The organism is Rhodococcus sp. R1101, assembly GCF_000278445.1.
GTDB lineage: Bacteria > Actinomycetota > Actinomycetes > Mycobacteriales > Mycobacteriaceae > Rhodococcus > Rhodococcus gordoniae.
This window is the reverse complement of the sequence record NZ_AJVB01000252.1, coordinates 1-5,613: the sequence shown is the minus strand read 5'-3', so window position 1 is coordinate 5,613 and position 5,613 is coordinate 1. Positions and strand designations below refer to the sequence as shown.

Genomic DNA, 5,613 nt, shown 5'->3' with positions numbered 1-5,613 from the left:
TCGGCGGTGGCCGGACCGTTCATCGCGGGGTGGCTGATCGACGGTTTCGGATTCCGATCGGTGTTCTGGTTCCTCGCCGTCTACGTGGCCGCGTTGATCCCGTTGTACGCCCTGGTGGTTCCGGAGAGCCCCGTGCGCGCCGACCGGCCCGTCGACTATCTCGGAACCCTGCTTCTCGGTCCGGGTGTCGGTGTGCTGCTGCTCGGCATCACCAAGGGTTCGGCGTGGGGATGGTCGACCGGCCGGACATTGGCGCTACTGACGATCGGTTCGGTGATGTTGGCACTGTTCGTCGTACGACAGCGCACCACCGAGCATCCCCTCATCGATTTCGCCATCCTGTTCGGGCGCCGGTTCGGTCCCACCGTTCTCGCCGTGGCGTGTGTCGGCTACATGATGAATGCACACGCGTTCATGATGCCGATCCTGTTGCAGACGCCGGGTGGTGTCCCGGGCATCTCGTACGGGGCGGGGCTGAGTGCCACGGCCTACGCACTGTGGACCTGTGCGCTGGGCATCGGCGCGATGGTCGCCGGGCCCCTCGGCGGGTTCTGCGCGAAGAAGTTCGGCCCGCGACAGGTGCTGATCGTCGCTGCCGCTCTGTTCATCCTCGTGATGTTCCTCGGATCCCGTCTTCCCCAGAGTCTGGCCGAAGCGATCACCATCAGCGCGGCAGCCGGATTCGCGGTCGGTTTCCTGCACTCCTCCAACGCGAACCTGGTTCAGGACTCGTTGCCGGCCGAGCAGAGCGGGGTGGGCACCACGATCGCCGGAGTGGGTATGCAGCTGACATCGGCGGTCGCCGTGACCGTCACCGGTGTGATCATGGCGAACCATGTCGCCGGTGCACGCCCCGGCGGTAAGGCCGTGCTCTATGCCGACTCGGCTTTCGTGCAGGGATTCGGTGCTGCTGCAGTGGTCGGCGCGGTGGGCATCGTGATCGCGCTGGTGATGAAACACGGACGTGCACCTGCTCAGGGTGGACTTGCCACGCCCGCACCCGCGACATCGACGGCCCCCCGCGAACACGTCTGATCCCCGTCGACGCCCTCTCTGTCCCGCATCCGCCACGTCCAGTCAGGAGTATCTCGATGGATCGCCATGCCTTGCCGATCGTGACTGCGAGCCCTCAGCCTTCGGCCGCCGTCGACTACCGCAGTCAGACCCGCCCGTTCCGCCGGGACGAACCCGTCCGTCCTCCCGCAGGCGCACCGAACGTGCTTCTCGTGATGATCGACGACGTCGGATTCGGCGCAGCGTCCGCGTTCGGTGGCCCCTGCCGCACGCCGACCGCCGAACGGCTCGCCGAAGACGGCTTGAAGTACACCCGATTCCACACCACCGCGTTGTGCTCGCCGACCCGCGCCGCGACACTGACCGGGCGTAACCACCACTCGGTCGGAATGGGCGTCATCTCCGAGATGGCGGGCGCGGCACCCGGATACAACGGAACACGTCCCGCCTCGGCTGCCACCGTGGCACGCATCCTCCAGGGAAACGGGTACACCACGGGAGCGTTCGGCAAGATGCACCAGACTCCGACCTGGGAGATGACCCCGGCCGGACCGTTCGACAGATGGCCTTGCCGTGAGGGATTCGACAAGTTCTACGGATTCCTCGGTGCCGAATCGGATCAGTTCAACCCGGTGTTGTACGAGGACTTCACGGTGGTCGCACCGCCGAGAACACCGGAAGAGGGTTACCACCTCTCCGAAGATCTGGTGGATCGCGCTCTGGCCTGGATCGAGGGTGTGAACGCCGTCGACGAGAACAAGCCCTGGTTCTGTTATCTGCCGTTCGGTGCCTGTCATGCACCGCTGCAGGTACCGGACGAATATCTCGACAAGTACCGGCACGAGTTCGATCACGGCTGGGACCGGCAACGTGAGATCACCCTGGAACGTCAGAAGCGCCTGGGTGTCGTGCCCGAGGACACCGTCCTCGCGCCGTGGGCCCCGGGACTTCCCCACTGGGACTCGCTGGACGACGACGCGAAGAAGGCGTCGGCGCGCTTGATGGAACTGTACGCGGCCTTCCTCGAACACACCGATGATCAGGTCGGCCGCCTCGTCGACCAACTGCAGGAGACCGGGGCGCTGGACAACACGCTCATCCTGTACATGCTCGGCGACAACGGAGCCTCCGCGGAAGGAGGCCTGGAAGGATCGTTCAACTATCTGGCGGAATTGAACGGCTACCGGAGCACTACGCGGGACGTGCTCGACCGGTTCGACGAACTCGGCACACCCACCAGCTACCCGCATTACCCGGCTTCGTGGGCTCTTGCACTCGACACTCCCTATCAGTGGGCCAAGCAGGTCGCTTCACATTACGGCGGCACCCGTAACGGGCTGATCGTGCATTGGCCTGCCGGCATTGCCGCCACAGGTGGCCTGCGCCATCAATGGCACCATTGCGTCGACATCACCCCGACCATCCTCGAGGCGGCGGGCGTTCCGGCGCCGCACACGGTCGACGGTGTCGCCCAGATGCCCATGGAAGGTGTCGCGATGAACTACACGTTCGACGACCCGGCGGCCGAGGAACGTCACGTCACCCAGTACTTCGAGATCTTCGGTAACCGAGGTATCTATCACGAAGGGTGGACGGCGGTGACGGCACACCGCGCGCCCTGGCACATGGCGACCTACGGTCTCGAACTGCCCGGCCTCGACGAGGACCGCTGGGAGTTGTACGACACCACCACCGATTGGTCCCAGGCCCGCGATCTGGCGGACGAACATCCGGACGTCCTCGAGCGCTTGAAACAGCTGTTTCTCACCGAAGCCGCCCGATATCGGGTGCTTCCGCTCGACGACCGCACCGTCGGCCGAGGATCGGATCCGAGCTCCCGGCCGCCGCACCCGTTCGCGGGCCGCCGCACCGTGACGCTGTATCCGCACATGCAGGGACTGGTCGAGAAGGCTGCACCCTCGTTCTTCAACCGTTCTTTCTCGCTGACCGCCCGGATCGACACCCGGGGACCATCGTGCGAAGGAATGCTGGTCGGTATCGGGGGGCGTTTCGGCGGATTCGGGTTCTATGTGCTCGAGTCGCGGCCGGTGTTCTGCTACAACTTCAACGGAAACGAGCACACTTTTGTTCGAGGACCGGCACTCTCGGAAGACGTGCGCGAGGTGTCGGTGCACTTCGAGTACGACGGTGGAGGCATCGGTAAGGGTGGCCGAGTGACACTGCTGGTCGACGGTGTCGCCGTTGCCGATGGGCGCGTCGAACGCACTGCGCGGGCGATTTTCTCGATGAACGAGCAGCTCGATATCGGTATCGATCGCGGTAGCCCGGTGGCCGAGGAGATCGCTCGCCGAGACCGTTTCGCATTCTCCGGCACTGTGCATCACGTCCGGATCGACTTCGGTTCGGGTGGGGGAGTCCCGGTGGACGAGCAGCGGCGGGTAGCGCTGGCAACCCACTGACCGGAGGTCGATGATCGCTGTCGAACGCGGCCCGGGAAGTCCGTCGAGGGACTTCCCGGGCCGCGCTGCCCCGATGGTTCGAGTGTGCCTGTGCGGGATGACCGATCTGTTTCGGAAATGGGTTGCCGGCGAGTCACTTCACGATGTTCTTCGGCGGCATGTCGAGCTCGCACTCCGAGGATTCATGATCAGGACCGGGAGATTCTTCTCCGGAGTCGGCTTCGAATCGGTCCCTGATGGGGTGTGTTCGTGGGTCTCGGAGCGTCGGGGCGACATGCATCGCGCGGGCCCAGGAGGCTTCTCCGGGTGAGGGATCTCGTGCAGAATCCCGTCGACGCCGGTACCTGGTCTTGAGATGGTATGCAGCGATGATCACGGCGAACGCGATCAGCGACTGCACCAGTTCCGGACGGGCACCGGTAAACCACATTCCCACGAGGATCGCAGCGATGGCGACGGTGACCACGATGGGCAGGACGGGGTAGAGCCACACCCGGAACTGCAGGATCTCCGGAGACGTGCGTTCCCACCGGCGGCGTAATACCAGCTCGGACAGGCAGATCAGGATGTAGACGAACAGGCAGATCGCCCCCGACGAGGTGACCAGATACAGGAAGATCGTCTCGGGCCACAGGTAGGCAGCAGCGATACATATATAGCCGATGAAGGTGCACGACAGCACCCCCTTCAGTGGCACGCCGCGGGAATTGACGGATGTCATCCAGGCAGGAGCGTCACCGTGGGCGCCGAGTACGAACAACATTCGCGAGGCCGTGTAGAGCCCGGAGTTCAAGCAGGAGAGCACGGCGACGAGAACGACGAAGTTGAGTATTTCGGGTGCGCCGGGGACACCCAGTACATCGAGGGCGGAGACGAACGGGGATTCTCCGACGACGTAGCTGTCCCACGGCAGCATGGTGACGAGCAAGAATGTGGCGCCGACGAAGAACGCCAGGATCCGGAACACCACCGTGCTGGTAGCGCGGCGGATCGCCGCGGCAGGTTCCTTCGATTCGGCTGCGGCGATCGTCACCAGCTCTGCTCCCGTCATCGAGAAGATGACGGCGACGACACCGACGAGGACAGGAGTGAAACCGTTCGGCAGGAAACCGCCGTGGGCAGTCAGATTCTCGAAGGACAGATCGGCTCCCGGCCAGACACCCGACACGTAGAGGCCGGCCAGGACGAGAAACGCGATGATGACCGCGACCTTGATCCCGGCGAACCAGTACTCCGCCTCACCGAAGTTGCCCACCGACAACAGGTTCACCACGGTCATCAGCAACAGTAGGCCGGCCGCCATCAACCACAACGGAACGCCGGGGAACCAGCGACCGAGCAAGGTGGCTCCGACCACCGCCTCGATTCCGACAACGACCACCCAGAAGTACCAGAACAGCCAGCCCGTTGCGAAGCCCGCCCAATTGCCCATGGCGTCGCGGGCGTATTCGGTGAACGACCCGGTGCACGGCTTGGCGACGGCCATTTCACCGAGCATCCGCATGACCAGGAAGACGATGAGTCCACAGATCAGGCAGGTGAGGATGGCCCCGGGGCCCGCTTGGCCGATGATGGCGCTGATGCCGACGAAGAATCCCGCCCCGATCACCCCGCCCATCGACAACATGGTGAGATGACGTCTCTTCAAAGCGTGACCGAGGGTATCCGACCTATCGGCCGATGAATCGGTGTGCACGGCACTCCCTTCGAAACCTGGTGTACGGCGCAATCGGGTTTACCGGTTCCGGCGTGCCGGCAGCGCTCACGTTCGATTGGGAGAACACTACGAACACGATGTGATCTGCGACATGTCCATGCTGTACAACCGGTCGATGTCGACTGGCCGCAGGGGCGATTGCTCGCCCGATGCACCACGCCTCGTCCGGAGACATCGCCGGATCTGCGCCTGTCCGGACTCGGGACGGGGCGGGCCGGATCACCGGTCCGCCCCGTCCTCGTCAGGACCAGTGCGCGACAGAACGAGTTCGGAGCAGGTCGCGGAACTGTGTGGTGGTGGTGGGCAGCAGCTCACCGGTTCCCCAGTCGACGATCACGCCGTAACGCCGTACGAGGTCGAGCATGGACAACTCACCGCTGCGGTAGCGTGCGGCGACGGACTCGGGTTCTTCGTCCAGCCAACCCTCGCGCGACCGGCGGATCGCCGCGCGGGTTCGTTCGG

General features: G+C 64.5%; 3 protein-coding genes and 1 pseudogene. 2 read left to right on the top strand and 2 right to left on the bottom strand.

Annotated features, from left to right (window positions below):
* Both R1101_RS26965 and R1101_RS0115180 read left to right on the top strand, forming a co-directional pair.
* Positions 1-1,035 (top strand): MFS transporter (locus R1101_RS26965; protein ID WP_016934247.1); only part of this gene is annotated, 1,035 nt, incomplete at its 5' end.
* Between the two features lie 56 nt (positions 1,036-1,091).
* Entirely contained in the window at positions 1,092-3,434 is a 2,343-nt protein-coding gene (locus R1101_RS0115180) for an arylsulfatase (RefSeq protein WP_026003313.1), read from the top strand.
* 133 nt (positions 3,435-3,567) lie between these two features.
* Here R1101_RS0115180 and R1101_RS26960 read toward each other — a convergent pair whose 3' ends face one another.
* The gene (locus R1101_RS26960) at positions 3,568-5,061 is read right to left on the bottom strand and encodes an amino acid permease (protein ID WP_016934245.1); all 1,494 of its coding nucleotides are present in this window, start codon (positions 5,059-5,061) and stop codon (positions 3,568-3,570) included.
* 331 nt (positions 5,062-5,392) lie between these two features.
* Positions 5,393-5,613, bottom strand: a pseudogene (locus R1101_RS26955) (hydantoinase B/oxoprolinase family protein); the annotation flags it as partial.